The sequence below is a fragment of the Bradyrhizobium sp. 14AA genome, assembly GCF_054185205.1.
Window position 1 is genome coordinate 78,117 of sequence record NZ_JAVAYM010000009.1, and the last position, 16,552, is coordinate 94,668.

General features: G+C 64.3%; 19 protein-coding genes. 9 read left to right on the forward strand and 10 right to left on the reverse strand.

Going from position 1 to position 16,552, the window contains the following annotated elements; genetic code table 11:
* The first annotated feature begins 73 nt into the window (after positions 1-73).
* Entirely contained in the window at positions 74-1,099 is a 1,026-nt protein-coding gene (locus tag RAD15_RS18015) for a glycosyltransferase family 2 protein (protein WP_458179481.1), read from the forward strand.
* A gap of 16 nt (positions 1,100-1,115) precedes the next feature.
* Here the strand turns inward: RAD15_RS18015 and RAD15_RS18020 are convergent, their stop codons facing one another.
* Positions 1,116-2,102, reverse strand: a complete 987-nt coding sequence (locus tag RAD15_RS18020; protein ID WP_458179482.1) for a glycosyltransferase — start codon at positions 2,100-2,102, stop codon at positions 1,116-1,118.
* A gap of 309 nt (positions 2,103-2,411) precedes the next feature.
* Between RAD15_RS18020 and RAD15_RS18025 the strand changes: the two genes are divergently transcribed.
* Positions 2,412-3,764: an O-antigen ligase family protein gene (locus RAD15_RS18025; protein ID WP_458179483.1), complete on the forward strand. Its 1,353-nt coding sequence runs from the start codon at positions 2,412-2,414 to the stop codon at positions 3,762-3,764.
* Positions 3,765-3,886: 122 nt separating this feature from the next.
* Complete coding sequence (locus RAD15_RS18030; protein WP_458179484.1) at positions 3,887-5,032, forward strand: GNAT family N-acetyltransferase; 1,146 nt, start codon at positions 3,887-3,889, stop codon at positions 5,030-5,032.
* A 22-nt stretch (positions 5,033-5,054) separates the two neighbouring features.
* Here RAD15_RS18030 and RAD15_RS18035 read toward each other — a convergent pair whose 3' ends face one another.
* Complete coding sequence (locus RAD15_RS18035; RefSeq protein ID WP_458179485.1) at positions 5,055-5,594, reverse strand: RBBP9/YdeN family alpha/beta hydrolase; 540 nt, start codon at positions 5,592-5,594, stop codon at positions 5,055-5,057.
* A 122-nt stretch (positions 5,595-5,716) separates the two neighbouring features.
* Here RAD15_RS18035 and RAD15_RS18040 point away from each other — a divergent pair, with 122 nt between their 5' ends.
* A complete protein-coding gene (locus tag RAD15_RS18040) occupies positions 5,717-6,193 on the forward strand; it encodes an Lrp/AsnC family transcriptional regulator (protein WP_458179486.1) in 477 nt (158 codons plus the stop codon).
* A gap of 52 nt (positions 6,194-6,245) precedes the next feature.
* On the opposite strand, the gene wrbA is transcribed toward RAD15_RS18040, so the two are convergent.
* From wrbA to RAD15_RS18055, 3 genes are all read right to left on the reverse strand, one after another.
* Entirely contained in the window at positions 6,246-6,845 is a 600-nt protein-coding gene (gene wrbA / locus RAD15_RS18045) for an NAD(P)H:quinone oxidoreductase (RefSeq protein ID WP_458179487.1), read from the reverse strand.
* A gap of 202 nt (positions 6,846-7,047) precedes the next feature.
* Positions 7,048-7,746, reverse strand: coding sequence for a pirin family protein (locus tag RAD15_RS18050; RefSeq protein WP_458179488.1), 699 nt, complete (start codon positions 7,744-7,746; stop codon positions 7,048-7,050).
* Positions 7,747-7,795: 49 nt separating this feature from the next.
* Positions 7,796-8,548 carry an SDR family NAD(P)-dependent oxidoreductase gene (locus tag RAD15_RS18055; RefSeq protein WP_458179489.1) on the reverse strand — a complete coding sequence of 251 codons (753 nt, stop codon included), beginning with the start codon at positions 8,546-8,548 and terminating at the stop codon, positions 7,796-7,798.
* 115 nt (positions 8,549-8,663) lie between these two features.
* Between RAD15_RS18055 and RAD15_RS18060 the strand changes: the two genes are divergently transcribed.
* Positions 8,664-9,599: a LysR family transcriptional regulator gene (locus RAD15_RS18060; RefSeq protein WP_458179490.1), complete on the forward strand. Its 936-nt coding sequence runs from the start codon at positions 8,664-8,666 to the stop codon at positions 9,597-9,599.
* A 118-nt stretch (positions 9,600-9,717) separates the two neighbouring features.
* On the opposite strand, the gene RAD15_RS18065 is transcribed toward RAD15_RS18060, so the two are convergent.
* Positions 9,718-9,975, reverse strand: coding sequence for a hypothetical protein (locus RAD15_RS18065; protein ID WP_458179491.1), 258 nt, complete (start codon positions 9,973-9,975; stop codon positions 9,718-9,720).
* A 163-nt stretch (positions 9,976-10,138) separates the two neighbouring features.
* On the opposite strand from RAD15_RS18065, the gene RAD15_RS18070 reads away from it, so the two are divergent.
* Positions 10,139-11,125 carry a tripartite tricarboxylate transporter substrate binding protein gene (locus tag RAD15_RS18070; protein WP_458179492.1) on the forward strand — a complete coding sequence of 329 codons (987 nt, stop codon included), beginning with the start codon at positions 10,139-10,141 and terminating at the stop codon, positions 11,123-11,125.
* Between the two features lie 95 nt (positions 11,126-11,220).
* Positions 11,221-11,571 (forward strand): hypothetical protein, encoded by a 351-nt coding sequence (locus RAD15_RS18075; protein ID WP_458179493.1) that lies wholly within the window; start codon positions 11,221-11,223, stop codon positions 11,569-11,571.
* Between the two features lie 6 nt (positions 11,572-11,577).
* On the opposite strand, the gene RAD15_RS18080 is transcribed toward RAD15_RS18075, so the two are convergent.
* The 3 genes from RAD15_RS18080 to RAD15_RS18090 all read right to left on the reverse strand — a co-directional run bounded on the left by RAD15_RS18080 (position 11,578) and on the right by RAD15_RS18090 (position 13,123).
* Positions 11,578-12,045: a YbaK/EbsC family protein gene (locus tag RAD15_RS18080; RefSeq protein ID WP_458179494.1), complete on the reverse strand. Its 468-nt coding sequence runs from the start codon at positions 12,043-12,045 to the stop codon at positions 11,578-11,580.
* 28 nt (positions 12,046-12,073) lie between these two features.
* Complete coding sequence (locus RAD15_RS18085) at positions 12,074-12,805, reverse strand: haloacid dehalogenase type II (protein WP_458179495.1); 732 nt, start codon at positions 12,803-12,805, stop codon at positions 12,074-12,076.
* A gap of 144 nt (positions 12,806-12,949) precedes the next feature.
* Positions 12,950-13,123, reverse strand: coding sequence for a hypothetical protein (locus RAD15_RS18090; RefSeq protein WP_458179496.1), 174 nt, complete (start codon positions 13,121-13,123; stop codon positions 12,950-12,952).
* Positions 13,124-13,891: 768 nt separating this feature from the next.
* Between RAD15_RS18090 and RAD15_RS18095 the strand changes: the two genes are divergently transcribed.
* Positions 13,892-15,022 carry a sterol desaturase family protein gene (locus RAD15_RS18095; protein WP_458179497.1) on the forward strand — a complete coding sequence of 377 codons (1,131 nt, stop codon included), beginning with the start codon at positions 13,892-13,894 and terminating at the stop codon, positions 15,020-15,022.
* 167 nt (positions 15,023-15,189) lie between these two features.
* Here the strand turns inward: RAD15_RS18095 and RAD15_RS18100 are convergent, their stop codons facing one another.
* The gene (locus RAD15_RS18100) at positions 15,190-16,074 is read right to left on the reverse strand and encodes an amidohydrolase family protein (RefSeq protein ID WP_458179498.1); all 885 of its coding nucleotides are present in this window, start codon (positions 16,072-16,074) and stop codon (positions 15,190-15,192) included.
* A 285-nt stretch (positions 16,075-16,359) separates the two neighbouring features.
* Here RAD15_RS18100 and ykgO point away from each other — a divergent pair, with 285 nt between their 5' ends.
* Positions 16,360-16,485 carry a type B 50S ribosomal protein L36 gene (ykgO, locus tag RAD15_RS18105; RefSeq protein WP_006611362.1) on the forward strand — a complete coding sequence of 42 codons (126 nt, stop codon included), beginning with the start codon at positions 16,360-16,362 and terminating at the stop codon, positions 16,483-16,485.
* Positions 16,486-16,552 lie beyond the last annotated feature (67 nt).

Genomic DNA, 16,552 nt, shown 5'->3' on the forward strand with positions numbered 1-16,552 from the left:
CCGTCCCGGGACGGTGACGATCCGCGGGACCGAAGCAGGGCTTTTTCAACATATCTCGGACATCTAGAACGTCATGACATTGATCCCGACAGACCTGTCCGCCACGCGTATCTCGGATGCCGTGCGCGATCCCAACCGGGAGATCGCGGCGAGCTCCCGCGTCATCGACCTGTCGGTCGGCATCGTCGTCTGCATTCCCTGCTTCCGCCGCCCGCAACATCTGCGGCTGACGCTGGACTCGCTGGCCAGCCAGCGCACCCCGCGCTCCTTCGCCGTGGTCATGGTCGAGAACGATGCCGTACGGCGCGAGAGCGCGCCGGTTGCCGCGGAGTACCTGGCCGCCGGCAGGCTCCAGGGCATCTGCCTCGTCGAGCAGCGGCAAGGCAATTGCCAGGCGATCAACGCCGCCTTCGAGACGGCGCAGGCGCTGTTTCCCGCCGCGACCCGCTTCCTGATGATCGACGACGACGAGATCGCCTCGCCCGACTGGCTCGAGCTGATGGTCCGCACCGCGGAGGCGACCGGCGCGGACGTGGTCGGCGGGCCGGTGCTGCCGGTGTTCGAGGACGACAGCAAGCCCTGGCTTTCGCGTCATCCCGCCTTTCGTCCCGCCTATGATTACAGCGGCGCGGTGCCGCTGATCTATGGCTGCGGCAATTGCCTGATCACGCGCGCCGCCTTCGAACGGTTCGACCGCCCTGCGTTCGACCTGCGCTTCAATTTTCTCGGCGGTGGCGATTGCGATTTCTTCGTGCGGTGCCGCGATGCCGGCATGACGTTCCACTGGACGGCGGAAGCCGTCATCACCGAGACCGTGCCGCACAACCGCACCAGCCTCGGCTGGATCGCAAAGCGTGGTCTGCGGATCGGTGCTATCAACTATCGTGTACAGTACAAGGCGGCGCGGAGCGCGCCGGCGCGCGCGGGCGTGTTTGCGCAGATGCTGGGAAGGTTGCCGCTGTCACTGCTACGCTCCGCTCGTCTGCTCGCGACATCGAAGGCCGTTGTCGCCATGCATCCCGCGCTGGTCGCGCTCGGCTCCATGCTCGCGGCGTTCGGTCTCGAGCCGAAGCCCTATGAGGCCTCGAAGATCACCTGAGGCAGTAGCCGACCGGCTAGATGCCAAAGCCGGCGAGGGCGACCCTAACCGTGGCGCGCGGCAGCGATTTGAGCGAGCGCCGGCCGACCATCCCGAGATAGGCCAAGGCCTCGCGATATCGGCCGAAGCGCACGGCCTGCATCGCCGAATAGGTGACGAGATGAACCTCGGCGGCCCGGCGCAGCCCGGCTGCCATGCCCTCGGGCAATCTCGCCATGATCAAGCCGTCATCGAACACCCGCGCAATCGCCGGGAAGAAGTCCTGCGGCGTCCGCACAGCTGCGTTCATGGTATTGGCGGTGTGCAGGCGATAGTCGAGCAGAAGCTTCGGTGCGAACTCGAACTCGCCGATCGCGGCAAGGCGGCACCAGCAATGCCAGTCCTCGCAATATCTCAACGACGTATCGAAGCCGCCGATGGCGCGGAAGGCCTCCGCGCGCGCCAGCGCGATACCGCCATTGACGATGAAGTTGCCGCTGGCAAGCCGCGCCAGCACGTCGCCGGACGGCTTGCGGCGTGCCTTCAGCAGGGCGCGCCGGCCGATCTGCCGTCCCTCGCTGTCGATCGTATTGTAGTCGCCGTAGACGAGAACCGCGCGCGGAGCGCCGCGCGCCGTCGCGAGCAGCGCCGCCACCGCACCGGGCCGCAGGCGATCGTCGGCATCGAGGAACAGTAGCCACTGGCCGCTCGCATGCCGGGCACCGAGATTGCGCGCGGCCGATACGCCGGTGGAATCGTTGCTCATCAGGCGCAGCCGCGGGTCGCGCGTGGCGCGGACGATCGCGATCGTGTCGTCGGTCGAACCGTCGTCCACGACGATCACTTCGGTCACTTCGCTTTGCGCGAGCGCGCTGGCGAGGGTCTCGCCGACATAGGCTGCGACGTTCTTGGCAGGAATGACGACGGACACCGATGTGGGCGAGCCGACCTGGAGCGGGACGCGCGCAGGCGCCGTCACGCGTGCGCTGGCCGGTAGTTCGAGGATCTCGTCGGCGGTGATCAAGCGGCGGCTCGTCTTTAAGGATCTGTTAACCAGGGCTCATCTGCCGAGCTGCCAGCGATCGCAGCCTCGACGAGGGCGGATGATACCCGCATTACCGGCAAATCGTTGCCGGCAAGGCTGCTCGCGCTGCCGGTTTCGCGGATTAGCGTTAAGTCGGCAGCATCAAGCCCGTCGCAAATAGGAAGGAGTGCGGCAGGGTTGCTCGGCTGCAGAAGATGCCGGTCATCTCCGGCATGCTGGTTGACGGAGGGTTAACGCGGATGAGGTAGGACCGGAGCCTCCGCCGGCTTCACCACCGGCCTTGAGCCAATGGATCGCAGCGCCGCTGACATGACTGACGTCGAGGTTCGATCGTTCGGCCACGTCCTGCGCGATGGGCTTGCGGGGCTCGATGCCGCGCGGGCGGCGCGCTGCCTCGTTGCCGTGGCGGCCCTGCTTCTCGTGCTGGTGACGCTCGATCCGTTTCCCGATCTGCGCAATGAGGAAATCGCCAATGTCGGCGGCGGACGAATGGCGCTCACCTATATCTCCTGGGGCCTGCTGGCCGCGGTCGCGGTGCTGCTCGTCGCGGCCACGGATGCGCCCGCGCTGAAGAGCCTGGTGACCCCGCTGCATCTCTGCCTCGTCGGATGGCTGCTGATCAACATCGTATTTTCCGAGAGCCGCGGTGTTTCGATCCAGCGCTTCGTGCTCGCGGCCAGCGTGACATCGCTCGCCGTGCTGCTGCCATTGCTGCCGCCGACGCAACGCAGCTTCAACCTGTGCCTGGGCGCCTCCGCGCTCGTGCTGCTCGTGCTGTGTTATCTCGGTGTCTTCCTGGCTCCGCAATATTCGGTCCACACCGCGCTCGACGTCACCGAGCCGCAGCTCGCCGGCGATTGGCGCGGCAGTTTCGGTCACAAGAACGTCGCCTCGCCCGTGATGACCATCCTGGTCTATGTCGGCATCTACCTCTCCGCGGTCGGCGCGTTCGTGATGGGACCGGCGATTGCCGCACTGGCCGGCATCTTCCTGATCTTCACCGGCGGCAAGACTTCGTCGGTGCTGTGCCTTGCGATCTACGCGCTCGCGTCGCTGGTCTACGTGACGCCGAGCCTGTGGCTGAAGCGGATCATCTGCTTCGTGCCGCTGGTCGTGATGAACCTGCTCACCGTCGGCAGTGTCTTGAGCCCGGCGCTCGGGACGATGACACGGCTGCTCCCCCTCGACCCCACCTTCACCGGCCGTTCCGCCATCTGGGAGTTCGCGATCGCAGCCGTCGCCGAAAAGCCGATCATCGGTCACGGCTATGCGGCCTTCTGGGACGATGTGACCGCGCGGCAGACAGCCCAAGGTTCCGAATGGGCGACGAGCGCGGCGCACAGCCACAACAGCTACCTCGATCTCGCGGTCACCATCGGCCTGCCGGGGCTGATGCTCGTGATATTCGTCTTCGTGCTCGCACCGCTCGGTAATTTCCAGTCGGCCCAGGCTCACAACCGGAGCAGCGCGATGGCCAAGCTGTTCCTGACCGTCTGGCTGTTCGGCCTGTATTACGGGGCCACCGAGACGTTCCTGCTCGAACGGCAGAGTCCGATCTGGTTCATGTTCGCGCTCGCGGTGGCCGGCCTGCATTTCCTGGCCAGGTTCCAATGCGTCGCGCAGACGGAACCGGAGGGCTGACAGCTTGTCGCAGCCGGAGCGGCAATTAGTGTCATCGGCTTAACGATAAGCAGCGACGTCACTTGTGGTCGCCGGCAAAACATAATCTATCTGGAAACATTCAGTAATCGTAAGCCCCGCGGATGACGTTTCTCAGCGTCGAGCAATCAGACGATCTTGTGTCCAGCACGTCGGAAATCGCAGTCGATTTCACGCGTGACTGGCGGCACGCCGCATCGCGCCTGAACGCCGGGCATCGCATCGCTTTCCAGCATGGTTACTGGCTCGGTGCCTGGTACGAGGCGTTTGGCGACCTCGCGCCGCTGATCGCCGTGATCTCCGATGCCGCGACCGGCAGGGACATCGCGGTGGTGCCGATGGTCAGCCATGTCAGGCGCGGCATCCGCGTCGTCGAGTTCGCCGATTTCGGCGTCTCCGACAACAACGCGCCGATCCTGGCGCTCGATGCCGCGCTGGATGCGGCGGCGATGGATGCGATCGGCAAGGCGCTGGTCGAGGCGTTGCGCGCCTTGCCCGACCGTTTCGATTTGCTGCGCCTGAGGAAGATGCCGGCCCAGATCGGCGGCAAACCGAATCCGCTGGTGGCGCTCGGTCGGATCGGATCCAGCTCGCTCAACGGCAATCTGGTGCTGACGGGCGACGACTACGAGGACTACCAGGCCTCGATCAAGCGCATGCAGATGCCGCGCTGCTGGCGCGTCTTCAGTCGGCACGAAGGCGCCAGGTTCGAGATCGCCACCGATGTCGCGCGTGCGCATGAGCTGCTGGACGTGATGGATGTCCAGCAGCAGGCGCGCATGCAGAAGCTCGGCTCGCGCTTCGTCCTCAACGACGAGACGCATGCAAGGTTCTATCGCGATGTCGCCCGCCGGGGTGTTGCGGAAGGCTATGCCGTCATCTCGGCGCTGGTGTGCGATGAGGGTATCATCGCCACCGCGCTTGGCGTCAGACACGGCGCGACCTATTTCCTCCTGCGCATCAGTCACGCCGGCGATTCATGGTCGAGCTGCTCGCCGGGGCTGCTGGTCACCGAGCGCACCATGGCGGCGTTGCATGCCGACGGCGTGCGCCGTTTCGATCTCAGCATCGGTAACCAGGACTACAAGCGCCGCTTCGGCGCCGAGAAGGTCGCGCTGACCGATGTCAGCGTCGCGCTGTCCTGGCGCGGCGTTCCTTTCGCATCGCGCGACCATGCCGCGCAGGGCCTGCGGCGCCATCCCCCGCTCGCCGCCCTCGCGGCGCGGATGATGGGGAAGGGAACGCGTTGACGGACGCCGCTTCTTGTGCGCGTCACCTCGGAAGGCCCGCGCGGAAGGCATCCAGCAACGCGCGTCCCTGCGGCCAGTCGCCGAGCCCGCTCGACGCATTGATGTGGCCGAGCGCGCCCGGCACAATCACGCCGGACTGCCAGGTGCGCGCCCGTCGGCGCGTCATCTCGAGCCCGCCATAGGGATCGTTCGTGCTGGCGATGATGAGCGAGGGAAAGCGCAGCGCGCGATCCGGGACCGGCTTGAACGCGGCAGCCTCCGCGGGAAGATTGACGCCGTCCGGATCCGGCACCGCGACCAGAAACGCGCCCGCGATCGCGGATGGGAAGCGAGCGGCCCAATGCGCCACCAGCAGACAGGCGAGGCTGTGAGCGATCAGCACGGGCGGCTTCGCACAGCGCCCGACTGCCTGCTCCAGCGATTGCTCCCAATCGTCGCGGTCGGGTTGGTCCCAGCTCGCCGGCTGAAACCGCGTGAAGCGCGCGTCACCGCGCTCCCAGATCGTCTGCCAATGGGTGTCGCCGGAGCCGCCGAGGCCGGGCAAGGTGATGATGTCGTGCATGGTCGTCCCGTGATATCTGAGAGAAAGGCGCAGTGTGGCCGTTCGCGGTGCTGCGTGACATGGCAAGTCATCGGCGGAATCGATCATGTGCCGATGATCTCAAGGTGGAATGGAGAATTGTCTTGGATCGTTTCGGGAGCATCGACGCCAAGGACCTGAAGATCCTGGAGGCGCTGCAAGCCAATGCGCGCGTGCCGCTGTCCGAGCTTGGCCGGTCCGTCGGGCTGTCCCAGCCGGCGATCTCCGAGCGCGTCAAGCGGCTCGAGGAAGCCGGCATCATCGAAGGCTACGGCGCCCGGATCAATCCGCGCGCCCTCGGGCTCGGCCTGATGGCGCTGGTGCGCTTGCACACCACGCATGAACACATCAAGACGTGCCTGAAGCGCTTCGCGGAGATTCCGTACATCATCGAGGTCCATCGCGTGACCGGCGATGATTGCTTCGTGCTCAAGGTGCTCGTTCCGGCGCCGGAAGATCTGGAGACGATTGTGGATCGCATTGCAGGCTTTGGCGCAGTCACGACCTCGCTGGTGCTGCGCAGCGAGCCGGTGCGCCCGATCGGCCGCGATCTCGTCAGGAAGAAAGCCGAACGGGCTTGAGGGCGGCATTCCCGAAAGAGAACGCCGCCCCGCGCCGCGTCAGCCGCGCGGCTCAGCCATGTAGCTTCCTGGCGGTCTCCGCGATCTGGCGGCCCTGATAGCGCGCGCCGGCGAGCTCGTTGGCGCTGGGCTGGCGGCTGCCGTCGCCGCCGGTGATCGTGGTGGCGCCGTAGGGCGCACCGCCGGTGACCTCGTCGAGCTTCATCTGACCGGCAAAGCCGTAGTTCATGCCGACCACGACCATGCCGAAATGCAAGAGGTTGGTGATGATCGAGAACAGCGTCGTCTCCTGGCCGCCATGCTGGGTCGCGCTCGAGGTGAAGGCGCCGCCGACCTTGCCGTGCAGCGCGCCCTTGGCCCAGAGGCCGCCGGCCTGGTCGAGGAAGTTCGCCATCTGCGAGGCCATGCGGCCGAAGCGGGTGCCGGTGCCGACGATGATCGCGTCGTAATTGGCGAGGTCCTCGATCTTGGCGATCGGCGCCGCCTGATCGATCTTGTAATAGGAGGCTTTCGCGACCTCGGCCGGCACCAGCTCGGGCACGCGCTTGATGTCGACGGTGGCGCCGGTTTCGCGTGCGCCTTCAGCGACGGCGTTCGCCATCGCTTCGATATGGCCGTAGGCGGAATAATAGAGGACGAGAACTTTGGTCATGGTGGTCTCCGTTGGGATCGATGTTCAAAGAAGGTTCGGCCGTCATGCCCGGGCAGAAGCGCGAAGCGCGTCTTCGCGCTAGACGTCCCGGGCATCCACGTACTTGTGTTCCGCGTAGAGAGGCGTGGATGGCCGGGACATAGGCGAGCGGAAGCGACGCCGTCCTTCGGACGGCTATGCCCGGCCATGACGGAGAGCGTTGTTACGCCGCGTCGACGAGCACGAGCTCGGTGTCTTCCAGCGCCGTGATCTTCAGCGTGTCCTCGTCGCGGATCGCAGCGCCATCGCGGGCATTGACGCGCACGCCGTTGATCTCGACCGAACCTGCGGCAGGCACCAGATAAAGATGCCGCGACTTCTGCGGCGCGTACTCCGCGCTCTCGCCGGCCCGAAGCGTGGTGGCGAGCACCCGCGCATCGGCGCGGATCGGAAGCGCGTCCGCGTCACCTGCGATCCCGCTCGCGATGGTGACGAGCTTGCCGGAGCGGTCCGCCTTCGGAAACGGCTTCGAGCCCCAGGTCGGCTGTCCACCGCGAGCCGTCGGCTCGATCCAGATCTGGAAGATCCGCGTCCTGGTCGGCTCGAGATTGTACTCGGAGTGGCGGATGCCGCTGCCGGCGCTCATCACCTGCACGTCGCCCGCCTCAGTGCGGCCCTCGTTGCCGAGGCTGTCCTGATGGGTGATCGCGCCCTCGCGCACATAGGTGATGATTTCCATGTTGGCGTGAGGATGGGCGGGAAAGCCGGTGTTCGGCGCGATCTCGTCGTCATTCCACACCCGCAAGGAGCCGTGACCCATGTTGTTCGGATCGTAATGGCCAGCGAAGGAGAAATGATGCTTGGCCTTGAGCCAGCCGTGATCGGCGCCGCCGAGCTTGTCGAAAGGTCTGAGTTCGATCATCTGCGTAATTCCTTTGCGTAATTCCTTGGGTTGGACGGTGGCGCCTTGATCAGGCGCCGAACCCGCCGTCGACGTTGAGCACGGTGCCGGTGACGAAGGAGGCTTCCGGGCTTGCGAGGAACACGATTCCGGCGGCGACTTCCTCGGGGCGGCCGAAGCGTTGCAGCGCGTGCTGCTTGCGCTGGGCCTCCGCGAAGTCGCGGTCGTCGTCCGGGTTCATGTCGGTGTTGATCGAGCCGGGCTGCACCACGTTGACGGTAATGCCGCGCGGGCCGAGGTCGCGCGCTGCGCCCTTGGTGTAGCCGACCACGGCCGCCTTGGTGGCAACGTAGTCCGCAAGACCCGGGAACGAGGCGCGGTCAGCCAGCATCGAGCCGACGGTGACGATGCGGCCGCCTTCACCCATCAACTGCGAGGCGGCGCGGATCGCCGCGATCACGCCATGCACGTTGACCTGATCCTGGCGGGCCAGCGCGTCGGTGTCCGCATTGGCGTCGTCGGTCGCGCCGCCGGCGGCAACGCCGGCATTGTTGACGAGGATGTCGAGACGGCCGAACTCCTTCGCCACGTCCTTGACGAGTTGCGTCACGTCCTTCGCGGAAGCCTGGTCGGCCCTGAAAGCACGCGCCTTGACGCCCTTGGCCTTGAGCTCGGTGACGACGGCTTCGGCCTTGTCGGGCGAGGCGACATAGCTGATGGCGACGTCAGCGCCTTCATCGGCGAGCGCGCGGGCCGACGCTGCGCCGATACCGCGCGAGCCGCCGGTGACGAGGGCAACCTTGCCTGAGAGCTTCTTGGTCATTGGATGTCTCCATTCCGTTTGCGATTGACCCCTTGGATAAGCCTCCGCCTGTGGTATAGAAATAGAAACTGTTGAAACGCATTGTTTCCTTAAGTATCCCGATTGGATCGACCCCATGGCGAAACTTCCCGATTTCGAGGCGCTCGCGATTTTCGCAAAAGTCGTGGAATTACGGTCGTTTGCGGGGGCCGCGAGCGAGCTGGCGATGTCCAAGGCAACCGTGTCCAAGGCGGTCACGCGGCTCGAGGAGCGGCTCGGCGCCCGGCTCTTCAACCGCACCTCGCGCCGCCTCGCGCTGACCGATGCCGGGCACAAGCTGGCCGAACGGGCGACGCGCCTGCTCGTTGACGGCGAGGCAGCCGAGAATGAAGCACTGGCGCAATCGGTGGCGCCGCGCGGCCTGGTGCGGCTCGCCGTGCCCATGACATTCGGGATCAAGGCGGTCGCGCCGCTGTTGCCGGAGTTCTTCAAGGCCTATCCGGAAGTCTCGGTCGACCTGCACTTGAGCGATGCGACCGTCGATCTGATCGGGGAGGGCTTTGACATGGCGGTGCGGATCGCGCGGCTGCCGGACTCCTCGCTGATCGCGCGGCGGCTCTTCACCATGCCGCGCTTCACGGTGGCCGCGCCGTCCTATCTCAAGCGCCATGGACGGCCGACGCATCCGATGCATCTGGCCGAGCACAAATGCTTCAGCTACGCCTACATGTCGACGCCCAACATCTGGCACTACACCAATTCGGCCGGCGAGCAGGCCAGCGTGCGTCCGGGCGGACAGCTTCGCGTCAACAATGGTGAAGCCGTGATGCCGTCATTGATCGCGGGCCTCGGCATCGCCGAGCTGCCCGAATTCATCGTCGGCGAGGCGATCTCGTCCGGCGAGGTCGAAGTGATCCTGAAGGACTGGAAGCAGGCCGAAGGCGCCGTGCATCTGGTGACGCCGCCCGGCGGCCCGCGCCCCGCACGCGTCGAGGCGCTCGGCGATTTCCTGGCGGCAGAACTGCCGGGCACCTGCAAGCGGCGGCCGCGCGGGAAGACCAAGGCGTCGTAGGCCGAGAGGCTTTAACGCCGCCGGTCATTGCGAGCGCAGCGAAGCAATCCAGAGTGTCTCCACGGAGGGATTCTGGATTGCTTCGTCGCAAGAGCTCCTCGCAATGACGGTGGTCCGACTACGACACCTTCACCCCGTCGATCGCGACAATGCGCAAGTTCGGCTTCAGCGTCTCTTCCAGCCGCGACTTCAACTCATGAACGCGCGGGTCGGTCGATCGCGCCGCGCACACGCCGTATTGATGGACCGATTGCGCCAGCGCGCGCCGCGCTTCCGGCGTTCGCGTCATTTCGGGCCCTGACAGCCGCAGGACGATCGCGGCGAGATTCACCAGCATCTCGTCCAGGGCGACGTCGATGGTCGCGAGTTTTCCCATGGCACACTCCCTGCCAAGCGGATCTGGGAAGGCAACGGTGGCTTTGGTGCGGCGTTCCGGGGCGCGGGCCGGACATGGTTAAGGCTTCGTAAACGTCTTGTTCTTGCCGGTCGCCACGCTAGGCTGGCCGGCGAAACAAAGAAAAACAGGGGGAGGCACCATCATGGACCGACGCGATCTCTTGCGCGCCGTTGCCGCACTGCCGTTGCTGCGGGCTGCGTTGCCGAATCCGGCCTTCGCGCAAACCTATCCGGTGCGCAACATCACCCTGATCGTGCCGTTTCCGGCCGGCGGCCAGGCCGATCTCGCGGCCCGCCCGGTGGCCATGGCGCTGGAGCGGATCCTCGGCAAGCCCGTCATCGTCGACAACCGCGCCGGCGGCGGCGGAGGATCGGTCGGCAATGCTGCGGCGGCGCGCGCCGAGCCCGACGGCTATACGCTGCTGATGACGCTGTCGTCCCTTGCAGTGCTGCCTGAGGCCGACCGGCTGTTCGACCGTCCCGTCGCCTATGAGGTCTCGCAGTTCATGCCGATCGCACGCGTGCTCGCCGATCCCACGCTGCTCGCGGTGCCGGCCTCGGCGCCGTGGAAGACGGCGCAGGAATTTGTGGAGGACGCGAAGAAGCGCCCGGGCCAGATCACCTATGGCTCCTCGGGACCTTACGGCACGCTGCATGTGGCGATGGAGATGTTCGCGAACAGCGCCGGCATCAAGCTGCTGCATGTGCCGTTCCGCGGCGCAGGTCCCGCGCTGACTGCGATCCTCAGCGGCACGGTGCAGGCGATCGCCGCGGCACCGGGGACGCTGAAGCCGCAGGTCGACGACGGCAAGCTGCGCGTGCTCGGCAATTGCGGCGCGCAGCGCATCGCGAGCTTTCCAGACGTGCCGACCTTCCAGGAGCTCGGCTACAAGGACGTCGAGATGTATATCTGGGCCGGGCTCTTTGCACAGAGTTCTCTTCCCGCGCCGATCGCGACCCGCCTGCGCGAGGCGATGGCGCAGGTGATGACGAGTCCCGATGTGCTCAAGGCGTTTGAAACTTCGGGAAGTCTCGTCGCCTATCAGGATGCGCCGGCTTTCGCGCAATTCGTCGCGACCGACAGCACGCGACTGATCGCGGCCGTGAAGAAGATCGGCAAGGTGGAGTAGGTTCCAGCAGCGCTTTCACATTTTGTTGTTGGTCCAGAACCGGGTCCCGCCTCATTGATTGATGAGAATTCGAGGGAATCGAGAAGGATCGGGACATGCGAACAGAGCGGATTGCGCTGGGTGTGGCGCTCGCGATCGGCGGCATCGTCGCGCAGGGCGCAGCATTCGCCCAGGAATATCGTGGAACCATGGAGCAGCAGATGGCCTGCACGCCGGATGTGTGGCGCCTGTGCAGCGACCAGATCCCGGACGTGAGCCGCATCACGGCTTGTCTGCAGCAGAACACGCCACAGCTCTCGAGCGCCTGCCGCGCGGTGTTCCAATCGAATAATCAGATGCAGCCGCAGCAGCAGGTTCCGCGCGGTCGCGCTGCGCCGCCGTCGCGTTACAACGCTGCGCCGCCGTCTCCGTATGCGCCGCCGCGACCTTACGATGAGGATGATTAGCCGGCTCTAAGGCCGATGCTCGCAAACATCGACCCATTCAGCCGCGGTCAGCTCGGCCATCCGGTCCGGCGTGATGCGCACGGCGCTGTGGGTCGAGCCCGCGGCCGGAACCACGACGTCAAAGGCCTTCAGCGACACGTCGCAATAGATCGGTAACGGTGCCTTCAGTCCGAACGGGCAGACGCCGCCGACCTCGTGGCCGGTGATCTCGGCGACTTCTTCCAGCCCCAGCATCTTCGGCTTGCCGCCGAATTGCGCCTTCACCTTCTTGTTGTCCATGCGCGAGGTGCCGGCCGCGACGATCAGGATGACGCGCTCGCCGATCCGCAATGACAGCGTCTTGGCGATCATTCCGGGCTCGACGCCATAGGCTTCGGCGGCCAGCGTCACGGTCGCCGAGCTGATCGGCGATTCGATGACGGAGATGTCGGGGGCTTTTTCGGCGAAAAAGGCACGAACGGATTCCAGGCTCATTCACTTCTCACGGGCGGGCAACGATCTCTCAGGCAATCCCGGGCAGCACCGAGAGCGAGCGGACCCGGTGATCCGGCGCAAAGCCGAGCTCGTCCATCTGGGTGCGGATCGCCTTGAACATGGTCAGCGGTGCCACGAGTTCGTTCTCGACGCAAGCCAGCGCCATCGCCTCCGGCGTCACCCGCTCGATCCAGGCGACGTTGAGGCCAAAGGATTTCGCGCCGGCGACGTCCCACGGGTTGGAGGAGACGAACAGAACCTCATCCGGCGCGGTGCCGAGCACCTCGCCGATCAGCTCATACGCTTGCGGGCTCGGTTTGAAGACCTTCTTCGCATCGACGCTGATGGTGGCATCGAGCAGGCGGTCGAGACCGGAGTTGCGCACCAGCCCGTTCAGCATGTCCGGACTGCCATTGGAGAGGATGGCGAGTTTTAGCGGCTTCAGCGCAGCAAGCGCAGCCGTCGCATCCGGATAGAGATCGAGATGCAAATACTTTTCGACCACGCGCTCGAATGCATCGCTCTCATAGGCGAGGCCGAGCACGCGCAGCGTATAGGCAAGCGAGTCACGCGTAACGGCGGTAAAATCCTGGTAGCGCTGCATCAGCGAGCGCAGCCAGGTGTATTCGAGCTGCTTGATGCGCCAGATTTGCGTGATGATCTCGCCATAGCCCGGAAACGCATCCTCGGTGATGTCAGCGACCGACTGGATGTCGTAGAGCGTTCCGTAGGCGTCGAAGACGACGGCTTTGATGCTCATGGGCTGTCCTTTCGGGCCGTTGTGGTCACAAGAACTCCGCCTGGGGGAGTGCGCGTCATCGTCAGCTTACCAAAGCACAGCGGAAGTCTACCACGCGCAAGCGTGATCGGCGGCTTGTGACCCTTTGCGGGCACGGCTCACTAGCTAACTTGCGAACGGCCAGAGTTTGTTCATTTCCCTGATGGTCAGCCAAGCGGCGAGTTCTTCCTCGACAATATTATGGGCTCGTTCGACGTCCTCTGGTTTGACCACACCTCGGACAAGCAGGGTGCCAACGATGTATTCGGCGCCCTCCCGCGCATCGGACTTTTCGGTCATTATTATCTCCGAGTAGGCCGTCTCAGTTGGCGGTCGGGAGCGGTTGAGCCAAAGAGCAACTATTATGCCACCGCAAACCATGAGACCCATGATAAAGGACAGCTCGTAGGATGGGTTGAGCCTTGCGAAACCCATCAATCATTTGCGATGACGAGGCTCTATGGATAGAGCGTAAGCGAAACCCATCAAACTGCCTACCGATGATGAAGCAAGATGGGTTTCGCAAGGGCTCAACCCATCCTACGCGCTGATCCGTTGCGGGCATTTGCGCTTTTGAATTTAATATTGAGTAACGAGTCGTCAATACAACGTTATGTTGTATGGTGATAGGAATTCAATACATGGCGGGAAAGCGATCTGGAGCGCCTGATACGGCGGCGGATGTTCGCGGCATGCCATTGTCGTGGTTCAATGCAGAGATAAAGCGCTGCTTGCACGGATGTGAGACTGGCGGGAGTAGCCAAGGACGCAAGGCCTTCTTCAAGCGTTTAATCTGGACCGAGGCAGAGCGCGAACGCAATCACGGCATCGCGGCTCCACGCCGTCGATTTGGATCATAGTTTCTCGAAAGACGTATTTGTTTCGTTTATGGCCCTTAGGTGATGTGAACCGATATCCGTCGCGAGGTCGGCTTTTTTACCAAACGCGGACTTTGACTTCCGGCAATTTTAACTCTTATCGATCATCTACGTGCCCTAGCCGCTGGATTTGAGAAACTCTGGCGCGCCTATTCTGACGCGCTTGAGAATCTTTGTTGGGAGACCGTTGATGGCTCAAGAAAGTTCGAGGCCGCGCATCGGCGAAGGGCGCATCGGCAGTTCTCTCTGCGCCGCGATCGGCGTGCTCAGCGTCGCGGCGGTGCTGTGCCTGCGCTACCCGGCCTTTCTCACGACGCCCGAGCTGCGCGTCCATTACGACGTCGAGCTGCTCCGCCTCACCCTCGCGATCGCCATGGTCGTCGGTGCCTGGCTCGGCGTCCTCGGGATCGTGCTTGGCGGCCCGCGGGTGCTCGCTGCGGTCGGCCTCAGCGCGCTCTTCCTCGCCACGCTGCTTGGCGGGCCCTACGTGCCGACACCGGATTTTCTCCAGCCGCGCTTCTATCTCGGCCTCGACTGGCTGGTGCTCGATCTATTCTTCACCGGCGCAGCATTCGTGCTGCTCGAGTGGGTCTTCCCACGGGTGCGGCCGGAGCAAGGGCCGCTCAGCCCCGGCTGGAGGCTCGATCTCGCCTATTTCGGTGTCAACCACCTGCTGATCGGCATCTTCCTGGTGGTCTCGACACATTTTGCCCATGACTATTTCGCCTGGGCGATCAGCCCGTCACTGCAGGCGCATGTCGTGGCCCTGCCGGCGATCGTCCGCTTCGTGCTGATGATCCTGGCGGCCGATGCGGTCGAATACATCTCCCACCGCGCCTATCACGAGGTGCCGTGGTTGTGGCGAATCCATGCGGTCCATCATTCGCCCGAGCACATGGACTGGCTCTCGGGATCGCGCCTCCATTTCTTCGAGCCATTGGCAACGCGCGCCCTGGTGCTGGTGCCGATCGTCCTGCTCGGCTTCCCGCAGGACACGATCTTCGCCTATCTCATTTTCATCTCTGTGCAATCGGTGCTGATCCATTCAAACATCAAGATGGATGTCGGCTGGCTGCGCTACGTGATCGTCACGCCGCAATTCCATCACTGGCACCACGCCTCGGACGCCGAGGCCATCGACAAGAACTATGCGGCACACACGCCGCTGTTCGATATGCTGGGCAGAACCTGGCACCTGCCCAAAGACCGCTGGCCGGTCAAGTACGGTACGGTGAAGCCGATCCCCGGCGGCATGCTCGGCCAGTTCGCGCACCCCTTCATCGGGCCGGTGAAGGAATTCCTCGAACATCGGGACCCCTGAAGCGGCGTGTTCCGCCGTTGCCAGCATGAGAGTCGCAGCGTGTTTGCTCACTGAGGAAAATCGGTGAGGTGATGCCGGTGACGCGTGCGCTCCCTCCCGCCTTGGGGGAGGGAACGGAGAGAGCGCTGCCGTTGTCAGAGCTCGATCCGACGTCAGCTCGCCGCGCTTCAGATCCCCAAGATCTTCCTTGCGTTCGCTTTCAGCACCTTCGGCCGGATCTCGTCGCGGATCTCGATCTTGGCAAAGTCCGACAGCCAGCGGTCCGGTGTGATCACCGGCCAGTCCGAGCCGAACAGCATCTTGTCCTGCAGGATCGAGTTGATGTAGCGCACCAGGATCGGCGGGAAATACTTCGGCGACCAGCCCGAGAGATCGATGTAAACGTTCGGCTTGTGGGTCGCGACCGACAGCGCCTCTTCCTGCCAGGGGAAGGAGGGGTGGGCGAGGATGATCTTGAGGTCGGGGAAATCGGCCGCGACGTCGTCCATGTACATCGGGTTGGAATATTTCAGCCGCATGCCCATGCCGCCCGGCATGCCCGAGCCGACGCCGGTCTGGCCGGTGTGGAACAGCGCGATCGCGCCGCCATTGTTGATCTCTTCATAGAGCGGATAGGCCATGCGGTCGTTGGCATAGAAGCCCTGCATGGTCGGGTGGAATTTGAAGCCGCGCACGCCGTATTCCTCGATCAGCTTGCGCGCCTCGCGCGCGCCGAGCTTGCCCTTGTGTGGATCGATCGAGACGAAGGGGATGAGGACGTCGAGATGGTCGGAGGCGACCTCCAGCATCTCGTAATTGTTGTAGCGGCGGAAGCCGGTCTCGCGCTCGGCGTCGACCGGGAAGATCACCGCGGCGATGTTCTTGGAGCGATAGTAGGCCGCGGTCTCCGGCACCGTCGGCGGGTGCTTGTTCGGCGACTTGAAATATTCCGCCATCTGCGCCTGGAAATCGTCATAGCCGTCGTCGGCGTGGCAGCCGCAGGGCTCCTCGGCATGGGTGTGGATGTCGATGGCGACGACATCGTCGATATTGGGCAGCTTGAGCTTGGGCATTGGTTTCCTCCCGACGGGTTGCCAAATTGATTATATGATATAACGAAATTGGCAAGGCTCGCCTTCGTCGCTGGCCTGAGCCGCCGCGATGGGGCCGTTTCAGTCCTATCCCGAGGTTAATGCGGTGGAACGGCCCGTTTGCATTGACATCCCCTCCCACCATGCCTTAAGAACCGCCCCGTCCCGGGCGGTCGTCCGCCGGCGGGAAAAATCTCATTTTGCCACATTCGCGCGTGCCGAAACGGTAGTGCCGAACACGGCCTTTCGAACGTTCAGGATTCCGCCATGAAGGTCCGTAACTCGTTGAAGTCGCTGCGCGGTCGCCATCGCGCCAACCGCCTGGTCCGCCGCAAGGGCCGGGTCTATGTGATCAACAAGGTGCAGCGCCGCTTCAAGGCTCGCCAGGGCTGATTTTGCCCTGTCGGTGGCCGAAGCGCGCCCCGCAAGACCACGGTCTCACACGAGTTTGACGCCGCCT

Bases quoted from the DNA above. Each gene is read 5' to 3' on its own strand.
- RAD15_RS18015 (WP_458179481.1), top strand. From the start codon at position 74: ATGACATTGATCCCGACAGACCTGTCCGCCACGCGTATCTCGGATGCC.
- RAD15_RS18025 (WP_458179483.1), top strand. From the start codon at position 2,412: ATGGATCGCAGCGCCGCTGACATGACTGACGTCGAGGTTCGATCGTTC.
- RAD15_RS18030 (WP_458179484.1), top strand. From the start codon at position 3,887: ATGACGTTTCTCAGCGTCGAGCAATCAGACGATCTTGTGTCCAGCACG.
- RAD15_RS18035 (WP_458179485.1), bottom strand. From the start codon at position 5,594: ATGCACGACATCATCACCTTGCCCGGCCTCGGCGGCTCCGGCGACACC.
- wrbA (WP_458179487.1), bottom strand. From the start codon at position 6,845: ATGACCAAAGTTCTCGTCCTCTATTATTCCGCCTACGGCCATATCGAA.
- RAD15_RS18050 (WP_458179488.1), bottom strand. From the start codon at position 7,746: ATGATCGAACTCAGACCTTTCGACAAGCTCGGCGGCGCCGATCACGGC.
- RAD15_RS18055 (WP_458179489.1), bottom strand. From the start codon at position 8,548: ATGACCAAGAAGCTCTCAGGCAAGGTTGCCCTCGTCACCGGCGGCTCG.
- RAD15_RS18060 (WP_458179490.1), top strand. From the start codon at position 8,664: ATGGCGAAACTTCCCGATTTCGAGGCGCTCGCGATTTTCGCAAAAGTC.
- RAD15_RS18065 (WP_458179491.1), bottom strand. From the start codon at position 9,975: ATGGGAAAACTCGCGACCATCGACGTCGCCCTGGACGAGATGCTGGTG.
- RAD15_RS18070 (WP_458179492.1), top strand. From the start codon at position 10,139: ATGGACCGACGCGATCTCTTGCGCGCCGTTGCCGCACTGCCGTTGCTG.
- RAD15_RS18075 (WP_458179493.1), top strand. From the start codon at position 11,221: ATGCGAACAGAGCGGATTGCGCTGGGTGTGGCGCTCGCGATCGGCGGC.
- RAD15_RS18080 (WP_458179494.1), bottom strand. From the start codon at position 12,045: ATGAGCCTGGAATCCGTTCGTGCCTTTTTCGCCGAAAAAGCCCCCGAC.
- RAD15_RS18085 (WP_458179495.1), bottom strand. From the start codon at position 12,805: ATGAGCATCAAAGCCGTCGTCTTCGACGCCTACGGAACGCTCTACGAC.
- RAD15_RS18090 (WP_458179496.1), bottom strand. From the start codon at position 13,123: ATGACCGAAAAGTCCGATGCGCGGGAGGGCGCCGAATACATCGTTGGC.
- RAD15_RS18095 (WP_458179497.1), top strand. From the start codon at position 13,892: ATGGCTCAAGAAAGTTCGAGGCCGCGCATCGGCGAAGGGCGCATCGGC.
- RAD15_RS18100 (WP_458179498.1), bottom strand. From the start codon at position 16,074: ATGCCCAAGCTCAAGCTGCCCAATATCGACGATGTCGTCGCCATCGAC.
- ykgO (WP_006611362.1), top strand. From the start codon at position 16,360: ATGAAGGTCCGTAACTCGTTGAAGTCGCTGCGCGGTCGCCATCGCGCC.